Genomic DNA, 15,344 nt, shown 5'->3' with positions numbered 1-15,344 from the left:
CTCAAAGTAAGCCTCCCAGGGGGAGAGGGAGGCTTTTTATTATCGTTATATTCTTGGATTAATCAGACTAAATTTAGTCTTTAGATTAAAGAGCGCCGTAGATTACAGAACTAATTGCCGCAAGACCACAGATTGTTGTGAAAATCTGTACTGGAGCAGAAGTTTTGTACTTAGCCATTGCAGGAACTTTCTGCATCGCGAATACAGGCATTAGGAACAAGATAGCTGCAATCATTGGAGCGCCCATTGTCTCAATCATGCCTAGGATGCTCGGGTTAACGATAGCAACGATCCAAGTAGTGATAACGATGAACAGCAGAGAACCTTTTTCGATCTTGCTTACAGGCGATTTAGCGCGAGACTTGATTAGACCAACTAGACCTTCATGTGCACCTAGGAAGTGACCGAAGTAGCTAGAAGTAATCGCTGCAAATGCAACTAGAGGACCCATGTAAGAAATCAGTGGAGATTCATGCACGTTCGCTAGGTAAGAAAGAACAGAGATGTTTTGCTCTTTAGCTAGCGCTAGCTGCTCTGGAGATAGAGAAAGTACTACAGAGAACACGAAGAACATTACGAAGCCCATAAGCATCATCGCAGCACCACCAGTGATAGAGTCAGTTTTCTTAACTGCATCTTCACCGTACTGTAGGCGTTGTTCTTTAGAGAACTGAGAAATGATAGGACTGTGGTTGAAAGAGAACACGATGATAGGAATTGCTAGCCATACAACTGTTGGCATTGCGCTCCAGTCTGGTGCTACTTCAATCATCGACGTGTTCCAATCAGGGATAAGGTAAAAAGAAAGAGCAAGAAGGATTGCAACAAGTGGGTAAACCATTGCTGAAGTCGCTTTTAGCATCAATTCTTTACCAAATACCACACCCGCAGTCATTGCTGCGATAAGTGCGCCTGATAGTAACCAACGAGGAATGGATTCCATACCTATTTGGTTTACTAGGAATGAATCGACCGTGTTTGTAATACCAACACCGTAAATTAGAACGATTGGGTAGATAGCGAAGAAGTAAGCAAAAGTAATAAGGTTTGCGCCAGTCTTACCAAAATGTTCTTCAACAGTGTCTGTAATGTCAGCTTCAGGGTTTTTCGCTGATAGTACAAAACGTGCTAGAGATTTATGAGCGAACCAAGTCATTGGTGCCGCGATTAGAGCAAGAATAACTAATGGCCAAAAACCACCAGCACCCGCTTTAATAGGTAGGAAAAGTACGCCAGCACCTACCGCAGTACCGAAAAGCGACAGACACCAAGTGAAGTCTTTGTAAGTAAACTTACTAGACGATTGTGCGGTTGAAGCCGCAGAAGTTGTAGTATTCATTTTGTGATACTCATTTTTGGGAACAGGAAATAAGTCGGGGGCAATTTTGCATAAAAATCTTGCAGGAAAACTAGATCTAAATCATGAATTGATGCGAGCTATGTAATGATATGTCAAAAACAGGTTTTTGCTCACGAAAATGATGTGCTACTAGTGATTTATGCTAATGTATGACATTAGAAAAACTAATGTTGTTATTGTTTTGTTTTATCTCTGTCGCAAGAAAACGGTTGCCTTATTGATAGTTAATTTAACTAATGTGAACAGAATATGTTGTTGTATGAGTAAATTAGTATTGATGCACTATATGATTCTGCATGGCGTGAATGATTTGCGCGGTCATTCCCCATATAAAGTGGTGTTGATACGACAAACCAAAGACACGATGTGAAAAATTATTAACCTTAAATTTCTGACTATGGAGGTGATTTTTATCCAGAATGATGGAGGCAGGGACTTCAAACAGCTCGTCGACCTCATTCGCATCGATCTGGATTTCGTAGTCAGGTGAGATAAACGCTAAAAAAGGCGTGACAGTAAACTTACTAATAGTCACCAGTTCCGGCATTTGACCAAAGATCTCTATTTTATTTCTATCTATACCGACCTCTTCAAAGGTTTCTCTTAACGCTGTCTCTGCTAAGTTCGAATCGGAAGCTTCGTATTTACCGCCAGGAAAACTGATTTGACCAGGGTGGTGTTTGAGGTGCCGTGCTCGGCGCGTAAAAATGATGTTTAATCCGTGCTCGCGTTCAACGAACCCAATCAGAACTGATGCTTTACGAAGATGACTTTGTTTTAGGTGCGCGACTCGTTTTAATGCCTCTTGGTTATAATCGACAGTCTGCAACAACTGAAAGCGTTGAATAATGTGGTTTTTATTTAGTTCTGACAACACGTTAGCTCCTTCATATATTTGAAAAAGGCGTAAATATGACTCATGCTTTCTACTATACTCAAACAAGCAAGGATAGCGCCAAATATGAAAGGGATTATCTTCACTGAGTTTATGGATCTTGTGGAGCAAAAGTTTGGTTTAGATGAGTTGGATAGCTTACTTTTAGCAGCGGAAGATAGCGGTGTGTACACCACAGTCGGTAGCTATGATCATCGCAAACTTGTTCGACTCATTGTACATCTCAGCAAACGCACAGGAATATCACCAGAAGAACTGCAGCGTTTATTCGGACAATCCGTTTTTAGGAACCTGTATAACAGTCTACCTTCTAATTGTAGCCTAGAAGATTGTAAATCGTCTTTTCAATTCATTAAGTTAGTCGAGGACTACATTCATACTGAGGTTAAAAAACTCTACCCAGAGGCTAACCCGCCAAGATTTGACTTTATTAGCGAATCCAACACGGAATTGGTTTTTGACTATGTGAGTGTTCGTTGCATGTCTCATGTCTGCTTTGGTCTTATTGAAGGATGTGCTCAGTTTTACAATGATGAATTGGCAATCTCTATGGGTAAGGTTACAAGTGATGGCAGCCAAGTTAGATTTAAGGTGGAGCTGATTGGACAAGCATAATCAAAGTGGCTCGCCGTTGGAGCGTAAACTGCAGCGTGCGATAGAAGCGCGCAAACAAGCCGAACAGTTGCTTGAAAGTAAGAGTTTGGAGCTATACCAAGCCAACCAACAATTAGAGTTAGTGTTGACGCAGCTTAAACATCAGACGCGCAGTGACCTCGATAAATTAGAGTTTGAGCAACAGATCAATGAAGCGCTAATTCACTACGGGCGAGCCTTCCTTAGACGTACCTTAGATGATGGTATGATTGCCAGCCTATTAGAGCGATTATCCTCAACGAAAGCCATCGAACGTGCTGCACTTTTTATTGAATCCAATTTAATTTCGACCATCGAGGGAACTGAGTTTGGTCCGGTGTCTGCGCGTGAGATTAGTGAGGTAAAACCCTACTCAGTTTGGCAAGGCGATGTGTTGTGTTTGCCGATCGAAATTGATCATAAAACTGCTGGTGAGCTATCTGTGCGTGTGAGCGGCACTGACATTGACCGGGATTTTATCACTAGCCAGATTATGCTCATTGGTGAACTACTGTGTAGTGCGATTAGTCGCCAGATTATTGTAACCCGTCATCAAGAAGCACGTGCGCGGGCAGAGGAGTCTGAGCGTTCAACCAAAGAGTTCGTCGCGATGATAAATCATGAGCTACGAACCCCTTTAAATGGCTTACTTGGTAGTGCTGAACTGCTTGCCAGCACACCTCTCGATGAAGAGCAGCAAACCCTTCTTTCTAATCTCAGCCACTCAGGCGATCTGCTGCGCTACATTATCAACGATATTCTCGATTTCAGTAAAATGAATGCCGGAATGATGGAGCTCATCCCTTCACAGTTTACGTGGCAAGATCTGCACGACATGATTAACGGGATTTTCCAGCCAAAAGCTCAGGAGAAGGGTGTCGGATTTAAAATTGAACGAGCAACGGAGATGCCTGCGGCGTTTATCGGTGACTTCGAACGAATAGGACAGATTTTGGTGAACCTTGTCGGCAATGCGATTAAGTTTACCGCGCAGGGAGAGGTCAAGCTAGTTGCCAAATGGCAAGCGGGTAGCTTGTGTGTCGCCATTATTGACAGCGGCGTTGGTATCAGTAAGGAATTACACAACAAGCTGTTTACCCCTTTTGTTCAGGTCGATAGGTCGGCAAAACGAAATTTTGAAGGGACAGGCCTTGGACTGGCGATTTGCAAAAACCTTGTTGATCTGATGGCGGGTGAGATCTCTCTGACTAGCGAACTGGGGCAGGGAAGTTGTTTTGAAGTCAAGCTCCCGCTTAAAGTGACACAAGCCGAGCCTCATAAAGAGGTGATAAAGGAGGCGGGACTAAGTAATAAATCTATCGACAATTTAGCGATATTGGTTGTCGACGATATTCGTATGAACCAAGTCATCATCAATCAGATGTTGAAAAAACTGTCTATTACCCCAGATATTGCCACGAATGGCATTGAAGCGATCAAAGCGGTCGCTATCGGTCACTACGATATCGTCTTCATGGATTGCCGAATGCCTGAGATGGATGGCTTTGAAGCAACGACCTATCTTCGTCAGCAGAAGTGTACTTTGCCTATTATTGCGCTGACGGCAGGGACGACGTTAGAAGAGCGCGAAAAATGCATCCAGTGTGGGATGGATGACATCTTAACCAAACCCTATACCGCCAAAGACTTGAAACTGATGCTCGAAAAGTGGACATGAGATCTGTCCACATCACTCAGTCAGGACTGGAAGTATCCGGCTCAGTTTGTCGAGCGTTTCTTGATATTCGCTATCACACTGACTGTCAGCAACTAGGCCGCCACCGGCCCAGACATGCAATTGCCCTTGTTCAGCGACCAGTGTTCGTATTGTGATGCTGGTATCCATTTGTCCATGACGACTGATGTAACCAATGCTGCCACAGTAGGCGTTACGACGATGAGGTTCCAGTTCTTCGATGATTTCCATCGCCCGGACTTTAGGTGCGCCGGTGATAGAGCCTCCCGGAAAGGACGCGCGCAGTAAATCAGCGGCGCTATATTGGTCATCAAGTTGAGCGCGAATAGTACTCACTAAGTGGTGAACGGCGGGAAAACTTTCAATGTCGAACAATTTAGGGACATGTACAGTGCCAGGTTTGGCAACTCGCCCGACATCATTGCGCAGCAAGTCAACAATCATGAGATTCTCAGCTTGATCTTTTTCAGCATTGGCTAAGTCTTTTGCAGCTTGCTGATCAATGATAGGGTCATCGCTACGTGGGCGAGTCCCTTTGATCGGTTTGGTCTCGATAAGACGCGCTTTGACTTGGAGGAAACGCTCAGGAGAAACACTTATTATTGCGCCTTGTTCGGTACGAATAAATGCCGAGAAAGGTCCTTGATTGACCTGCTCAAGCTTTTGATAAGCCTGCCACTCACTCCCTTGATAAGGTGCTTTAAATCGCTGTGCCAAATTGATCTGATAGCAATCTCCTGAACGAAGATACTCCTGAACTTGTTCAAATTTGCCACGGTAGTCCGCTTTGGTCATGTTAGAGGACCAAGGACCAACAAGTGCGAATGGGTTACTTTTTTCTGGTGCGTGTTGGTTCAACCATTGCCAGTGCTTGTCAACGCTTTGTCCGACAATACTTGCGCTCTGAAGTTGATGATCGACGATCAGCGCCCAGTCATATAATCCAACCGCCATATCGGGTGTTTTCAGATCATGCTCCGCCAACTCGGGCATGCGCTCGACGCGACGACCCAAGTCATACGCAAAATAACCCAGAGCCCCACCAATAAAAGGAAGCTCACCATCGTACTCAATACCGGGCAACACGCGTGCCTGAACGTGTTTGACTAGCTCAAACGGGTTGGTGTCGGAGATTTCGATCTTATCTGCTATTTTTATGGTACTTCTCTCGCCCGTAGTGATGATTGTAGCGATGGGCTGTGCGACCAATATGTCAAAACGGCTATCAACATGAGTGGTTGAAGGTGAGCGAAGCAACATTGCCCAAGGCAAAGATTCGATGTGATTAAACAGCGAAACCGCTAGGTCATTTTTATAAGGGATCGGTTTGATTTCTAAGCGATTTGGCTTGATGTTATTCATTTGTTTAATTTGTGACAAAGAGATCGTTGATTACGTGGCGTGTTGAGAAAAGCAAGAGTATCATAATGGCATCAAAGGTCGCTACACCAGTGTTTCGTAAATATAAAATCAATAAGCAAACGCTTGTGTTCGGCTAGAAAAGGAAGCACAAAAATAACGAGGCATGCAATGACCGTAATTCGTCAACAGGATGTGATCAGCAGTGTAGCTGATGCGCTCCAGTACATTTCTTATTACCACCCATTAGACTTTGTCCAAGCCCTAGAAAAAGCCTATCAACGTGAAGAGAGCCAAGCGGCGAAAGACGCAATTGCTCAGATTCTGATTAACTCTCGTATGTCTGCGGAAGGGCATCGCCCAATCTGCCAAGATACTGGTATCGTCACTTGTTTCGTCAATATCGGTATGGCTGTGCAGTGGGACTCTACGGATCTAACGGTACAACAGATGGTCGATGAAGGTGTTCGTCAGGCTTACACTAACCCTGATAACCCACTTCGTGCATCGGTTCTCATGGATCCTGCGGGTAAACGTATTAACACCAAAGACAATACACCTGCGGTTGTTCATATCAACATGGTTCCGGGCGATAAAGTTGAGATTCAAATCGCGGCAAAAGGCGGCGGTAGTGAAAACAAAACCAAGATGGTTATGCTGAACCCATCAGATGACATTGCTGAATGGGTTGAAAAAACGTTGCCAACCATGGGTGCAGGCTGGTGTCCACCGGGCATGCTTGGTATCGGTATCGGCGGTACCGCTGAAAAAGCGGCGGTGCTGGCAAAAGAATCACTGATGGAGCACATCGATATCCAAGAGCTTATCGACCGTGGACCACAAAATGCAGAAGAAGAGCTCCGTCTTGATATCTTCAACCGCGTGAACAAGTTGGGTATTGGTGCACAAGGTCTTGGCGGCTTAACCACAGTTGTTGATGTGAAAATCAAAACAGCACCCACTCATGCAGCATCCAAACCGGTATGTTTGATCCCTAACTGTGCGGCGACTCGTCACGTGCATTTCACTCTAGATGGTTCTGGTCCTGCTGATCTGACGCCACCGAAATTGGAAGAGTGGCCAGATATTACTTGGGAAGCGGGAGCGAACACGCGTCGTGTTAATCTCGACGAAGTGACACAGGCTGATGTTGAACAGTGGAAAACGGGTGAAACGGTACTGCTTTCAGGCAAGATACTCACTGGTCGTGATGCTGCACATAAACGTATTCAAACGATGCTTGCAAACGGAGAAGGTCTACCAGAAGGTGTCGACTTCAAAGGCAAGTTTATCTACTACGTAGGCCCAGTTGATGCGGTCGGTGACGAAGCTGTAGGTCCAGCAGGTCCGACAACGTCGACACGTATGGATAAGTTCACAGACATGATGCTGGAAGAAACGGGCATCATGGGTATGATTGGTAAAGCTGAGCGTGGTCCTGTAACGGTTGAGTCAATCAAGAAACACAAAGCTGTTTACTTGATGGCGGTTGGTGGTGCGGCTTACTTGGTTGCTAAAGCGATTAAGAAAGCGCGTGTTGTCGCGTTTGAAGACTTAGGTATGGAAGCGATCTACGAGTTTGAAGTGGAAGATATGCCTGTCACCGTCGCGGTTGACTCTAACGGTGCAAACGCTCACCAAATCGGCCCTGATACGTGGAAGGTGAAGATTCAGGAAATGGAATCTCAATCTTAATCACGTTTGTTAAGTTTGTGAGAAATCACAGATTTAATTGGCAGATATTTGACAAAGGTGGAGCAAAAGCTGCACCTTTTGTCTATATACTCTAATTTATTCTTATTCTAAACGTCAGGAGAGCACATGCCTCGCTTTATTCAAATTCTTCAGATAATCATTGCTGTGGTTATCGGCGCATTCGTCGGATATGACCTCATTCTTCATGGCATCAGTATCTTTGATGAAAAATATGTGACTATCACTTGTGCTTTGTTTGTGTTGCTTGAAATCGCACTGTTTGTTGTTTACAAGTTGATTGAAGACGATTAGTGCTCAACCGTAGTTTTACAACTTTAAGCCTCTGATTTTTATCAGAGGCTTTTTTGTTCATCTAGGATTAAGGTTACAATCAGTAAGCTAGTGGTCAGTGTGTATAAAAGAGATAGTGAATGAAGCATATTACTCAAGAAGTGAATGATTTAATCAGCAGAAGCGTCGATTCCCATGTTCGTATTGCCGTAACGGGTTTATCTCGAGCAGGTAAAACGGCGTTTATCAGTTCGCTAGTCAACCAGCTTCTTCATACTTCCACTCACGATAACTTACCTCTGTTAAGTGCTGATCGTGACAAGCGTTTGGTTGGCGCAAAACGTGAACCGCAAACCAATATGCTCGTTCCGCGTTTTGGTTATGATGAGGCGATGGAACATGTCCTTGCTTTGCCACCGCAATGGCCTGAGCCAACGCGCGATGTCAGTGAAATACGTTTGGCGCTCAAGTATAAGCCAACTAAGAAAACCAAGAAGCTGTTTGGCAATACAGCAAAGTTACATATCGACATTATCGATTATCCGGGCGAATGGCTGCTGGATTTACCCCTGTTGGATATGAATTTTCATCAATGGTCTCAAAAGCAATTTGAGGCGTTAAAGGGGGGACGTAAAGAGTTGGCCGAGGTTTGGTTAGCGCAATTAGATAAGCTGGATCTTTCAGCGCCACTGAACGAAAAAGAACTCGCTCTCATCTCTCAGAGCTATACGGAGTTTCTTTTCTCATGCAAAGAACAAGGATTGCACTGGGTACAACCGGGGCGATTTGTGTTACCCGGCGAACTGGAAGGGGCGCCTGTGTTGCAGTTTTTCCCTTGTTCCTTTGATGACAATGCCAAGGTAGCGAAAGGCTCAAACTTGGCCATGTTGAAGGCTCGCTATCAGGAGTATCAGCAAAAAGTGGTTAAGGCGTTTTATAAGCACCACTTTTCAACGTTCGATCGTCAAATTGTGCTGGTGGACTGTTTGCAACCGCTTAACGCGGGTTATGAGTCCTTTCACGATATGCGCCAAGCGTTAGCGCAAATCATGCATAGCTTCCGTTATGGTCGTAGCAGCATGCTTAAGCGTCTGTTTGCTCCGCGTATCGATAAAGTATTGTTTGCCGCAACCAAAGCAGACCATGTGACACCAGAACAGCATCCACACCTCGTTTCTCTATTACAACAAATGGTGCATCCTGCATGGCAAACCGCCTCTTATGAAAACATAGAGATGAATTGCATGACGATGGCGTCAATACAGGCAACGGAGACGGGTTATATCAGTCAGGGTGAGCAGTCTTGCCCTGCCATTCGTGGAACGACGCTTGATGGAGAGACCATGACGGTATTTCCAGGTGAGGTGCCGAGAAAGCTTCCTGCAGCGGATTATTGGCAGAAGCAAGGGTTTGAGTTTACATCATTCAGACCGAGAGAGTGGGGTGGAGATGACCCGTTACCGCATATCCGTATGGACAAGGCACTAGAGTATTTGATTGGGGATAAGCTGAGATGAGTATGTCAGATAAAACGCAACTAAAACAGAAACACGTCTTCGACCAGACGTTTGGCGATGAGTCGTCCCCCATTCAACAAGAACTGACCTCACAGAAGCATTTTGAGCCGCAAGAAAAATTTGTGCCCGTTGAAATTGAAGTCGAACATCAAGATGACCGGACAGAGCAAAATCTAGAGCAAATTATTCGACCCCAAAAGGGTTCAAAGTGGTTTTCGATAGGCTTGTTAACTGCATTTTCAGGCTTGGTCGGGTGGCAAGCGATAGATAGCGTTGTCACTGCGATTCAAAGCGCAGATTGGCTCTCATTGGGGTGGTCAGGGTTTATCGCGACCATCGCTATGTTTGGAATTGGTTCTATTGGACGCGAACTATATAAGCTGCGTAAGCTACGCAATCACTTTAGTGTACAAGAGCAAAGTGAGGCGTTGCTTGCTGCCAATAGTGTTGGCCAAGGGAAAGCATTTTGTCAGTCAGTGGCGAAACAGTCAGGTATTGGTACTGAGTCACCAAGTTATGACCGTTGGATCAATAGCATCAATGGTTCACATAGTGATAGTGAAGTGCTTGAAATGTATGACGCCATGGTGGTGGCAGAGCAAGATAAAATAGCCACTAAGATAGTCTCACAGCATGCAACGGAATCGGCGGCTTTGGTGGCGATTAGTCCACTTGCCATTGCTGATATGTTACTTGTCGCGTGGCGAAACTTCAAAATGATCGACAACCTCGCAGACGTTTATGGAGTAGAGCTGGGTTACTGGTCTAGACTCAAATTGTTCAAAGCGACTCTGGTCAACATGGCCGCTGCTGGAGCGAGTGAACTGGCGGTTGATGCAGGTATGGATCTGATGTCGATGGATCTCGCTGGAAGAGTCTCTGCCAGAGCGGGTCAAGGATTGGGTGTTGGCATTCTGACCGCAAGGTTGGGGCTCAAAGCGATGGCTTTACTTAGACCTTTACCGTGGAACAAAGAGCGCCAAGTTAGGTTAGGGGCGATCCGCAAGCAAATCGTTGAAAAAGTCGCCGCTATTACAATCAAATAGTGCGAATGTGAAGCAAGTAATATCAGTTTGCTTGACGAGGATCTAGGCTTAGTAGAAACTACTGTCAACTTTTCGTGACACCTTAGTTAGGAACTCATACGTGCGTCTAGAAGTTTTTTGTGAAGACAGACTTGGTTTGACTCGTGAATTGCTCGATATTCTTGCTTCGAAAAACATTGATCTTCGCGGTATCGAAATCGATGTGAGCGGTATTATCTACCTCAACTGTCCGGATATCGACTTTGATACCTTTAGTGAGCTTATGGCTGAAATTCGCCGTATCTCAGGTGTTAATGACGTTCGAAAAATCCAATTCATGCCAATTGAACGCCACAATAATGAGCTAATTTCTCTGCTTAACAACCTGCCAGAACCGGTATTGGCTATCGATTTAAAAGGCAATGTGGATATGGCAAACCACGCCGCGTTGACCCTATTTAGTCGTGAAGAAGCGGAAATCATTGGTCATCAGATCACCTCGTTGTTGCCTAACTTCAATTTCGCTAAGTGGGTTGAAGGTAAGATAACTCGATTGAGAGAAAATATTGTCATCGGTGGTTTGGATTACATGATGGAAATCATGCCTGTCTATATCAGTGATGAGTCAAATGAGTCTGTGCTGGCGAGTACGGTGATGATCATCCGTTCCGTACAGGAAAAAGCGATATTTGATGACTCTTTGCCACTACATAATAATCTTGGGTTTGAGCATTTTGTCGGGGTGTCAAATAGACATAAGGCGCTGATTAGCCAAGCTAAGAAGCTGTCAATGCTAGACCAACCGCTACTCATTCAAGGTGAAACGGGAACCGGTAAAGAGATGCTAGCTCGTGCATGTCATAACCGTTCAAATCGCGCTTCTAAGCCGTTCTTGGTTTTGAGCTGTGCTTCGATGCCTGACGATGTTGCTGAAACTGAATTATTTGGTCACGCACCGGGTTCATTCAACCATGAGCAAGGCCATAAAGGTATATTTGAGCAAGCGAATGGCGGCACGGTTTTCCTTGATGAAATTGGGGAGATGAGCCCGCATCTGCAAATCAAATTACTGCGATTGCTACAAGATGGCACGTTTAGACGTGTCGGAGAAGAGCATGAAGTTCATGTCGATGTTAGGGTGATTGCTTCAACCAGACATCAACTGGCTGATTTAGCCGAGTCAGGCGTGTTCCGTGAAGATCTTTTTTATCGTCTCAACGTGCTTACACTACTTATTCCACCGTTAAGGGAACGCTCAAACGATATTGCACCGCTGCTTGAATTGTTTGTTGCTAAGTACGTAAAACAACTAGGCATATCGAAGCCGATCATCGCAGAGGATCTGGCTGACCAGTTAGTGACGTATCAATGGCCAGGTAACATGCGCCAGCTTGAAAACATGGTGCTTCGCGCTTTGACCGAGCTTGAAACGGACGACTTGACGGCGGATCTTTTCCATCTTCCTCAGCTCGAAACTCCGACATCAAATGGGCCGATATTGAGTTTGGATGGTTCACTTGATGAGATCATGAAAGAGTACGAATCTCAGGTGCTAGAACGCTTATATCACTCATTCCCGTCTAGTCGTAAACTCGCCAAGAGACTCAATGTTTCTCACACCTCGGTGGCAAACAAGTTACGTGAATATGGAATAAGAAAAAATTAAATGGAAAGAGTGAGTACCCCTACCCAAGTCTTTGAGTGGGATGAGGACATCGTCGTTCGTAGTGCAGAGCCTATGGATGGAAAACTGATCTCAGATTACTTTATTGCAAACAGAGAGCATTTAAAACCTTGGGAACCCAAGCGAGACGAAGCCTTTTTTGATGAATCCGGATGGACTCAGCGACTCATCAAACTCGCTGAGCTTCATCGAATGGGGCTGGGCTACTATTTGCTGATCCTTGACCGTTCGACAAATGAAATGTTAGGCACAATCTCGTTTAGCAATATCGCTCGGTTCCCATTCCATGCGTGTAATGTCGGTTACTCCCTAGCGCACTGTGCACAGGGAAGAGGCGCGATGACACGAGGATTAAAATTAGCGGTCAATTACATGTTCAACATTCAGAACATGCATCGCATTATGGCGAGTTATATGCCGCGCAATGTTCGCAGTGAAGCGGTATTGGAAAGGGTAGGATTTCAAAAAGAAGGCTTTGCGAAAGACTACTTGCTCATTGATGGGCAATGGGAAGATCATTGTTTAACGTCATTAGTTAATCCGAATTGGACACAAGTATGAGCGCTTCAAGATTAGAACAACAGTTGGCTCTGCTCATGGAGCTTGACCAGCTTAAATCCGTACTGAGACGCACCCGAGTCAAAATCGCTGAAGGAAGGCTAGAAAATAGTGCTGAACACAGTTGGCATGTCGCTTTGATGGCGATCTTAATGGAAGAACATGCCAATCAACCGGTAGATATTTCTCGCGTGGTGAAAATGTTGCTTCTTCACGATGTGGTAGAAATTGATGCAGGTGATACCTTTGTCTATGATGTTGCCGCGTCGGCACAGCAAGAGCAGAAAGAGCTTGAAGCAGCCCAACGTTTGTTCGGTATGCTGCCAAGTGACCAAGGTCAGTCTTTGCTAGAACTGTGGCTAGAATTTGAATCTGCAACGTCAGCAGATGCTAAATTTGCCAAAGCATTGGACAGAATTATTCCAATGCTTTTGAACTACCATAACCAGGGGCAAAGCTGGCAAGAGCATGGTGTTACACGACAACAAGCGCTAACAGTGAATCAAAAAATAGAGTACGGCTCTGAGGCTCTATGGGAAAAAGCGCAGCAAATTATTAATGATGCGACTCTCAATGGCTGGCTAAAAGCATAACGCTTTAAGAGGAATATTAATGTCATACCAAACTTTGGACCAATACCAAAGAAAATGGATTTTTACTCACCAATCTATGCCAGTACCCGAGGCTGACTTAGAATCAATCAAACCGATGTCGCAAGCCCGAGCGTCTCAGTTATGGAAAGAAAACATCAGTGCTCAAAGTCCTGACTCAGAGCGTTTGAGCTCTAGTGACTGGCCGATGAAAGAATCTAACTGGAAAGAGACGGTGGACTGGATGTCTGCTTGGGAGTCCGATGATGAAGCGTTGCCTGCGGCAGTTGACGCTTTTATTGACTGGCAAGACGACGTTACGGTGTACTTTTGCTATGAGAAGTACAATATCATTGAGACCAAATGGTCGGTGTTTAAGAAGCACTGGAAGAATTTTCTTTTTTACGATGATGGTCCAATTTTAATCGGTCGTCGCCGTGGCGAAGCGCTTTGGTTTGATACCAAAGGCAATGTCAAAATGGGATTTCGAAAATAAAAAGAGCAGCCAATGGCTGCTCTTTTTATATGCTATATGTGTCACTGTCTCAAAGTCGGGTCTATACTCATGCCGATAGCGCTCTATTCAACGCTAAAGAGCAAGGGCGTAATCAAATATGTTGCAATGAAGGGGATAATCCAATCGAAATGGTAACTTGAATGACGATGTGGAACTGTTTTAAAAGATCATTGCTGGATCCAATAATTGCCGGAAAAGTAAAGAGTTTGATCAATGAAATTTCGTGACTTGCATCCCAAAAAAGAGCCTAAATTTTGCGTGGATTTAGTATTTTGGTATCATTTTTTAGACAAATTAATTCAATGTGTAGTTTCTACAAACCATAGAGTCTTAGGGAAAAGCAGTGACCATGAACATATCTAAATTACGCGAAGATTTTTATGCTCATATAAGTGCAATTCAAGCTTACGCGCTTCCGCAATCCAAGCCGACCTTGTCGCTTCTGACAGATGAAGAGGTGCGAGAGTTAGAAGCATGTTGGATTGAACTTTCTGTGTGGAAGAACCAACAAGATTAAACACGTCTGCCCCTGTAGTCATACCATTGAATATTGATAACCTCGCGATTTCTGATCGTCGAGGTTTTTTATTGCCATAAATATCAAGTGTTATATTATAACAATTGTGATCTAATCGTTGAATTCTAGAGTAAGAGTCCCCATAGTTATCTTCAAGTGGAGCATTATCAATGAATGCAGCGACAGAATTAAAATATCAAGAAACCCAAGTGAGTAAAAATATGGCGGAAGTAAGAGCCAGAGTCGAATTCAAAGTCGGTGCTAACAGCAGTATCGATGCAGAACTTCTTTCTTTCCATGGATTGAAAACCGAAAAAGAGCATGTTGCTGTCATTTTTAAACATGCCGATCAAACTCAGCAAACCCCGCTGGTTCGCATGCATTCTGAATGTCTTACAGGCGATGTATTCCATTCATCCCGCTGCGATTGCGGCGAGCAACTTGATGAGACGATTAACCGCATGGCGGAATCTGGCGGTATTATCCTTTACTTAAGACAAGAAGGTCGCGGTATTGGTCTATACAACAAGATAGACGCATACAAGCTGCAAAGCGAAGGCATGAACACCTACGAAGCGAACAATCACCTTGGTTTTGGTGATGATTTGCGTGATTTTACCGAAGCCGCACAGATGCTAAAGGCACTCGGCATTGATAAAATTCGCTTAGTGACTAATAACCCTAAGAAAGTAAACGATCTTAAGCAATTCGGCATTGAGATCGAACAGGTTGTCAATACTTCTGCTCACGTTAAAGATGGTAACCAAGGTTACTTGAAAGCAAAAATGTCTCACGGTAAGCATAACCTAGACTTGTAATCCCACGAATCACGTATGTTGATAAAAGCCTCACTTCTGTGATAACTCCGATCAGTTAAGTAAATGATCAGTTGAACGATCCTGTGGTTGGTTGAAAATACCCTCAAACATTTCATATTTGAGGGTATTTTTTATGTTGGCTCACTGGCTTATTGATGTTGATGACTTCGCTTCTCCTGATTCACTTAC

At 44.4% G+C, this 15,344-nt stretch carries 15 protein-coding genes; 12 read left to right on the top strand and 3 right to left on the bottom strand.

What is annotated here, in order from left to right; all coding sequences use genetic code 11:
* Positions 1 to 85: 85 nt before the first annotated feature.
* Together QTN95_RS13560 and QTN95_RS13555 are read right to left on the bottom strand one after the other, a co-directional pair.
* Positions 86 to 1,339, bottom strand: a complete 1,254-nt coding sequence (locus QTN95_RS13560) for an aromatic amino acid transport family protein (RefSeq protein WP_331417835.1) — start codon at positions 1,337 to 1,339, stop codon at positions 86 to 88.
* 289 nt (positions 1,340 to 1,628) lie between these two features.
* Positions 1,629 to 2,237: a CoA pyrophosphatase gene (locus QTN95_RS13555; protein ID WP_331417834.1), complete on the bottom strand. Its 609-nt coding sequence runs from the start codon at positions 2,235 to 2,237 to the stop codon at positions 1,629 to 1,631.
* Between the two features lie 84 nt (positions 2,238 to 2,321).
* Here QTN95_RS13555 and QTN95_RS13550 point away from each other — a divergent pair, with 84 nt between their 5' ends.
* Positions 2,322 to 2,870, top strand: a complete 549-nt coding sequence (locus tag QTN95_RS13550) for a heme NO-binding domain-containing protein (RefSeq protein ID WP_138971182.1) — start codon at positions 2,322 to 2,324, stop codon at positions 2,868 to 2,870.
* Entirely contained in the window at positions 2,857 to 4,566 is a 1,710-nt protein-coding gene (locus tag QTN95_RS13545; protein ID WP_331417833.1) for an ATP-binding protein, read from the top strand. The genes QTN95_RS13550 and QTN95_RS13545 overlap by 14 nt, the downstream gene beginning before the upstream one ends.
* A 12-nt stretch (positions 4,567 to 4,578) precedes the next feature.
* Here QTN95_RS13545 and pabB read toward each other — a convergent pair whose 3' ends face one another.
* Positions 4,579 to 5,946 (bottom strand): aminodeoxychorismate synthase component 1, encoded by a 1,368-nt coding sequence (pabB, locus tag QTN95_RS13540; protein ID WP_331417832.1) that lies wholly within the window; start codon positions 5,944 to 5,946, stop codon positions 4,579 to 4,581.
* A gap of 168 nt (positions 5,947 to 6,114) precedes the next feature.
* On the opposite strand from pabB, the gene QTN95_RS13535 reads away from it, so the two are divergent.
* From QTN95_RS13535 to QTN95_RS13490, 10 genes are all read left to right on the top strand, one after another.
* The gene (locus tag QTN95_RS13535; RefSeq protein ID WP_331417831.1) at positions 6,115 to 7,638 is read left to right on the top strand and encodes a fumarate hydratase; all 1,524 of its coding nucleotides are present in this window, start codon (positions 6,115 to 6,117) and stop codon (positions 7,636 to 7,638) included.
* 126 nt (positions 7,639 to 7,764) lie between these two features.
* Positions 7,765 to 7,950, top strand: coding sequence for a hypothetical protein (locus QTN95_RS13530; RefSeq protein WP_138971186.1), 186 nt, complete (start codon positions 7,765 to 7,767; stop codon positions 7,948 to 7,950).
* Between the two features lie 119 nt (positions 7,951 to 8,069).
* Positions 8,070 to 9,446, top strand: a complete 1,377-nt coding sequence (locus tag QTN95_RS13525) for a YcjX family protein (RefSeq protein ID WP_331417830.1) — start codon at positions 8,070 to 8,072, stop codon at positions 9,444 to 9,446.
* Positions 9,443 to 10,492, top strand: coding sequence for a YcjF family protein (locus QTN95_RS13520; RefSeq protein ID WP_331417829.1), 1,050 nt, complete (start codon positions 9,443 to 9,445; stop codon positions 10,490 to 10,492). Before QTN95_RS13525 ends, QTN95_RS13520 begins: the two co-directional genes overlap by 4 nt.
* A gap of 100 nt (positions 10,493 to 10,592) precedes the next feature.
* On the top strand, positions 10,593 to 12,137 hold the full coding sequence (gene tyrR / locus QTN95_RS13515; RefSeq protein ID WP_331417828.1) for a transcriptional regulator TyrR: 1,545 nt from the start codon (positions 10,593 to 10,595) through the stop codon (positions 12,135 to 12,137).
* Entirely contained in the window at positions 12,138 to 12,716 is a 579-nt protein-coding gene (gene rimJ / locus QTN95_RS13510; RefSeq protein WP_138971190.1) for a ribosomal protein S5-alanine N-acetyltransferase, read from the top strand. It begins immediately after the preceding gene.
* Complete coding sequence (locus QTN95_RS13505; RefSeq protein WP_331417827.1) at positions 12,713 to 13,306, top strand: HD domain-containing protein; 594 nt, start codon at positions 12,713 to 12,715, stop codon at positions 13,304 to 13,306. Before rimJ ends, QTN95_RS13505 begins: the two co-directional genes overlap by 4 nt.
* A gap of 19 nt (positions 13,307 to 13,325) precedes the next feature.
* Positions 13,326 to 13,799: a DUF2947 domain-containing protein gene (locus QTN95_RS13500; RefSeq protein WP_331417826.1), complete on the top strand. Its 474-nt coding sequence runs from the start codon at positions 13,326 to 13,328 to the stop codon at positions 13,797 to 13,799.
* A gap of 370 nt (positions 13,800 to 14,169) precedes the next feature.
* Positions 14,170 to 14,337: a hypothetical protein gene (locus QTN95_RS13495; RefSeq protein ID WP_171052144.1), complete on the top strand. Its 168-nt coding sequence runs from the start codon at positions 14,170 to 14,172 to the stop codon at positions 14,335 to 14,337.
* Positions 14,338 to 14,507: 170 nt separating this feature from the next.
* Positions 14,508 to 15,155 (top strand): GTP cyclohydrolase II, encoded by a 648-nt coding sequence (locus tag QTN95_RS13490; RefSeq protein ID WP_171052261.1) that lies wholly within the window; start codon positions 14,508 to 14,510, stop codon positions 15,153 to 15,155.
* Positions 15,156 to 15,344: the final 189 nt, after the last annotated feature.

It is taken from the genome of Vibrio sp. M260112, assembly GCF_036533775.1.
Lineage (GTDB): Bacteria > Pseudomonadota > Gammaproteobacteria > Enterobacterales > Vibrionaceae > Vibrio.
Note: the sequence above shows the minus strand (reverse complement) of the source record. Positions and strands in the feature narration are given on the sequence as shown.

Bases quoted from the DNA above. Each gene is read 5' to 3' on its own strand.
- QTN95_RS13495 (WP_171052144.1), top strand. From the start codon at position 14,170: ATGAACATATCTAAATTACGCGAAGATTTTTATGCTCATATAAGTGCA.
- QTN95_RS13535 (WP_331417831.1), top strand. From the start codon at position 6,115: ATGACCGTAATTCGTCAACAGGATGTGATCAGCAGTGTAGCTGATGCG.
- QTN95_RS13560 (WP_331417835.1), bottom strand. From the start codon at position 1,339: ATGAATACTACAACTTCTGCGGCTTCAACCGCACAATCGTCTAGTAAG.
- QTN95_RS13490 (WP_171052261.1), top strand. From the start codon at position 14,508: ATGAATGCAGCGACAGAATTAAAATATCAAGAAACCCAAGTGAGTAAA.
- QTN95_RS13550 (WP_138971182.1), top strand. From the start codon at position 2,322: ATGAAAGGGATTATCTTCACTGAGTTTATGGATCTTGTGGAGCAAAAG.
- QTN95_RS13525 (WP_331417830.1), top strand. From the start codon at position 8,070: ATGAAGCATATTACTCAAGAAGTGAATGATTTAATCAGCAGAAGCGTC.
- pabB (WP_331417832.1), bottom strand. From the start codon at position 5,946: ATGAATAACATCAAGCCAAATCGCTTAGAAATCAAACCGATCCCTTAT.
- QTN95_RS13530 (WP_138971186.1), top strand. From the start codon at position 7,765: ATGCCTCGCTTTATTCAAATTCTTCAGATAATCATTGCTGTGGTTATC.
- QTN95_RS13520 (WP_331417829.1), top strand. From the start codon at position 9,443: ATGAGTATGTCAGATAAAACGCAACTAAAACAGAAACACGTCTTCGAC.
- QTN95_RS13500 (WP_331417826.1), top strand. From the start codon at position 13,326: ATGTCATACCAAACTTTGGACCAATACCAAAGAAAATGGATTTTTACT.
- QTN95_RS13505 (WP_331417827.1), top strand. From the start codon at position 12,713: ATGAGCGCTTCAAGATTAGAACAACAGTTGGCTCTGCTCATGGAGCTT.
- rimJ (WP_138971190.1), top strand. From the start codon at position 12,138: ATGGAAAGAGTGAGTACCCCTACCCAAGTCTTTGAGTGGGATGAGGAC.